We start from the raw sequence: 3,653 nt of genomic DNA, 5'->3' as shown, positions 1-3,653 counted from the left end.
TAGTGATGCGGCTGCCCGCAAGAGTTGCAGCGTTTAATCAATAGGCGGCCTTCCTTTGCGGCCGCGAAATATGGCTCGTCGCCCGGATTCATCGCGGGGTCGCCAATCTTTCTTTCAGGATTCTGTGAAGTCATCTCTTCTCACTCCCGTTCCAAGATAATGGTGGCTGCTCCATGGCGATGACCGATAGCGCCCCCGATGCTGGTAGCGAGCGCCAGCGAGCAATCAGGAACCTGCACCTTAGCGTGAGCTTCGCCACGCAGTTGCCGCACTGCTTCGATAATCTTTGTCATACCACCCCTGTTCGACGGGTGGTTGTTACATAGACCACCGCCATCGGTGTTGAAAGGGAGCTTCCCCGAACCGGAAATCAAGTTACCGTCGGCGACGAATTTGCCGCCCTCTCCCTTCTTGCAGAAGCCGAGGTCTTCGAGTTGGAGAATTACAGTGATGGTGAAGCTGTCGTAGATTGACGCGTACTGGATGTCAGATGGCGACACGCCTGCCTCTTCGAAAGCACGCGGACCGGTCCATGCTGCACCTGTGTACGTCAGGTCAATCTTCCCGCCCATCTGGTGTTTCGTTGATTCACCGCAGCCTAAAAGCTTAACCTTCGGACGGTTCAGGCTCTTAGCGATTTCGGGGCGCGCGACGATAATCGCGCCGCCACCGTCGCTTACAACGCAAGAGTCGAGACGGTGCAAAGGATCGGAAATCATCGGCGATGCCAAGACCTCGTCGATCGTTACGACGGACTGCAACATTGCTTGAGGGTTGTATTGCGCGTGGTGTGAAGCCGCAACTTTGACCCACGCGAGTTGCTCGCTAGTCGTTCCATACTCATGCATATGACGCATCGCAGCCATTGCATATAGGTTAAGCGTCACGGGGCTGTACGGCAGTTCGTAGGGCGCGTCAGGCAGATTCACGCCGCGAACGCGTACCTGCGTTCCTGAGATTCCCTCGGAATTTGGCCGACCCGCGAGCGTGATGAGCGCGACGTTGCATTTCCCGGCGGCAATTGCCTCCGCGGCATGAGCAACGTGGATCAAGTAGGAGCACCCTCCCATGTCGGTCGAATCGATATGCTTCAGCTGATTGAGGTTTAAATAATTCGCCAGAGACCAGGCGTTGGCTCCTGGTGCGTCGCCGGCGCAAAAGAAGCCGTCGATATCATCTTTGGTCAATCCGGCATCTTCTATCGCGCCTTTTGCTACCTCGGCATGCAATTGCGCAACAGAGTGGTTGGGTGCTTTACGTAATGGATGCTCATAGGCTCCAACGATGTAAGCCTTGCCTTTAACAGTCATACGCTCAACTCCTCGTCAACAGGTGAAGTCGCGACTCCCAGCACGTGCCTGGTGCCTGGGGGCCTGGTCATGAACCACTAGTATTTTCGTCAAGTTTCGATGAATGAAACCGATGCTGTTCAGTAAAACCAATGATACCATTGGTGGTGTGGGGCGGGGTAACGTAAGTGGGGAGGAGACAGAGGGGTGGTGCTTGATGTGCTCGGGGCGGCCGGCTTCAACACGGTTTCGGTGAGAGCCTTCTCAGGCTCGTTGTCTCGTGCGGACGACCTGCAAGTGCAGCTTTTCAATCGACACTGAGTTGCAGGGCTCGTTTTCGTCTAGCGACTGCGTTTTATACCGGCTGGTAGTGCCGGTTGTTGAGGAAAGTATGAATGCGAAATTGAACGAACTTGACGATGTCTCGGCGGATGCGCCGGTTCAGTCGGACTTTAAGGTGTGGCAGTGTGTCCTTTGCGGTTTCATTTACGACGAGGCCGAGGGTATTCCCGAGGACGGCATCCCTGCTGGCACGCGTTGGGAAGATGTGCCCGCCGACTGGCTGTGCCCGGAGTGCTCGGTGGGAAAGAGTGATTTCGAAATGGTGGAGGTTTGATAGACATGGGGCTTGCGCCGATACTTCGTCATTTGAGATCGAGCATTTGGTTCAGGCCGCAAAAACGCATGATCCGCGTGCTTCCTTGTCTTGAGGATCGTCTTAAAACCACCCGCGCCGAGCATAGCGGGCAGCTCGGCGCAGGTCTCCGTGGTTCTCGCGATCCCTAAAGGCACGGGACAGGGCGCGTTCCGCGACCTTAGAATGTTCCGCGTTATTGTTTTTGTATTCCGAGGTTGGTCACGACTCGGTTCACTTCTGACACTTCATTCCTAAGATACTTATTGAACTCCGGGGGCGTCATGGGAGACGTCTCAATGCCTTGACTAGCCAATCGCTCTCGAAGAGAATTATTATTTATCGAGTCGCGCAGTGCTTGAGAAAGACGTTCAACCGCGTCTTTCGGCGTTCCGGCGGGTGCAACAAGGCCCATCCAAGTGTAGAAACTATATCCGGGAGCCCCTTGCTCGGCCAGAGTGGGAACATTCGGCAACGCCGTGAGCCTTGAATTTGATGTAACTCCGAGGGCCCGGAGCTTGCCGCCGTCCAAATAGCCCTTACTGCTTCCGTAAGCTTCGAATATCATATTCACGCGGCCGCTCATCACGTCAGGCATGGCGGGCCCGTTCCCCTTGTAAGGGACGTGTAGAAGCTGCAGCCCTGCCTTCTGAAGATAGAGTGCAGCCCCTAGATGCGTTCCGGTTCCAATGCCAGCCGATGCGTACGAAAGCTTCCCAGGATTCGCTTTTGCGCGACTTATGAAATCTGAGAGGGTTTTCTCTGGTTCGCCGGTAGAGACTTCGAGAAGTAGGGGCGATCTGCCGATGAACCCGATTCCGGTGAAGTCGCTCAAGAGGTTGTAGCCCGGATCCTGTCGCACCGATTGCTGATAAACCATGGTACCGGCGGATGCTAACAGGGTGTATCCGTCGGGCCGAACCTCCTTGACGACGTTGATGCCTACCAGTCCGTCGCCGCCAGCCCGATTCTCGACGATGACGGACTGTTTAAGGCTGAGACTCATTTGCTGGGCAATCAGACGTGTCGTTACATCGAGCAGTCCGCCCGGACCGGTGTTCACAATGATCCGGACAGGGTGTGAAGGAAATGAATCTTCAGCGTGCACTTGGCTCGTCGAAATTAGCGAAATGCAAAAGACGTGCGCAAGATTGACAAGAAGCTTTGGCATTGGAGTCGACTCTCGAGAGGCAAATATTTTTCGATCCAGGCACCGGTCAGTTCGGAATTATCAGAAAAGGCCGATGCTCAAGATCGCTATCCCTAACCTTCGTTCACCAATGCGTCACTCTTGTCGCCGCATCTTGACTCCGGCCGTCTCCTCATACATCCGAGCGAGTTGCTCCACGCCGGAGGAGCCTCCAAGCTGATTTTTTGCCTGTTCGAAGATCACGAGGACCACATTCGGTATCAGCGTGGGCGCGCCCACTCGGCTGGCCAGCGAAGAACAGGCCTTGAGATGGCCGAGGTAAGAATCTATGGCCGTCCCAGATTCCGACTTGCCAGACGCAAGCGCCGGAAGAAGCGTTCGCGAAGCGTCGCTCCAACCTGAGCCCTTATTCACAACCAGCGCTATGTCATCGAGCTTGAGCCCGTACTTCAGCCCGGCGGATACGCATTCGTAGGTCACCGCTCGCCCGAGACATTCAAGACTGTTGATCAGAACATCTTCAATTGCTGGCGGGGCGTCCGAACCTGCAACGTCCGGCTTGGTCGTCTCCTTAGACTGG

The 3,653-nt window shown here is 55.4% G+C and carries 5 protein-coding genes; 1 reads left to right on the top strand and 4 read right to left on the bottom strand.

All coding sequences use genetic code 11. The annotated features are described in order from the left end of the window. Nucleotides 1–92, bottom strand: a 92-nt coding sequence (locus P7F28_RS30790) for a zinc ribbon domain-containing protein (RefSeq protein ID WP_277188952.1), incomplete at its 3' end; no start/stop codon positions are given. Nucleotides 93–140: 48 nt separating this feature from the next. Beyond that, nucleotides 141–1,310, bottom strand: a complete 1,170-nt coding sequence (locus tag P7F28_RS30785) for a thiolase domain-containing protein (RefSeq protein WP_277188950.1) — start codon at nucleotides 1,308–1,310, stop codon at nucleotides 141–143. A gap of 436 nt (nucleotides 1,311–1,746) precedes the next feature. Here P7F28_RS30785 and P7F28_RS30780 point away from each other — a divergent pair, with 436 nt between their 5' ends. After that, nucleotides 1,747–1,905, top strand: a complete 159-nt coding sequence (locus P7F28_RS30780; RefSeq protein ID WP_225936536.1) for a rubredoxin — start codon at nucleotides 1,747–1,749, stop codon at nucleotides 1,903–1,905. Nucleotides 1,906–2,119: 214 nt separating this feature from the next. On the opposite strand, the gene P7F28_RS30775 is transcribed toward P7F28_RS30780, so the two are convergent. Then, on the bottom strand, nucleotides 2,120–3,094 hold the full coding sequence (locus P7F28_RS30775; protein WP_277188948.1) for a tripartite tricarboxylate transporter substrate binding protein: 975 nt from the start codon (nucleotides 3,092–3,094) through the stop codon (nucleotides 2,120–2,122). A gap of 114 nt (nucleotides 3,095–3,208) precedes the next feature. Further along, nucleotides 3,209–3,653, bottom strand: a 445-nt coding sequence (locus tag P7F28_RS30770; protein WP_277188946.1) for an NAD-binding protein, incomplete at its 5' end; no start/stop codon positions are given.

Origin of the sequence: Caballeronia sp. BR00000012568055 (assembly GCF_029439455.1) — a bacterium.
Lineage (GTDB): Bacteria > Pseudomonadota > Gammaproteobacteria > Burkholderiales > Burkholderiaceae > Caballeronia.
The sequence above is the reverse complement of the archived record's forward strand: the minus strand, read 5'-3'. Positions and strand labels throughout refer to the sequence as shown.

Coding starts and splice junctions, on each gene's coding strand:
- P7F28_RS30775 (WP_277188948.1), bottom strand. CDS start 3,094: ATGCCAAAGCTTCTTGTCAATCTTGCGCACGTCTTTTGCATTTCGCTA.
- P7F28_RS30785 (WP_277188950.1), bottom strand. CDS start 1,310: ATGACTGTTAAAGGCAAGGCTTACATCGTTGGAGCCTATGAGCATCCA.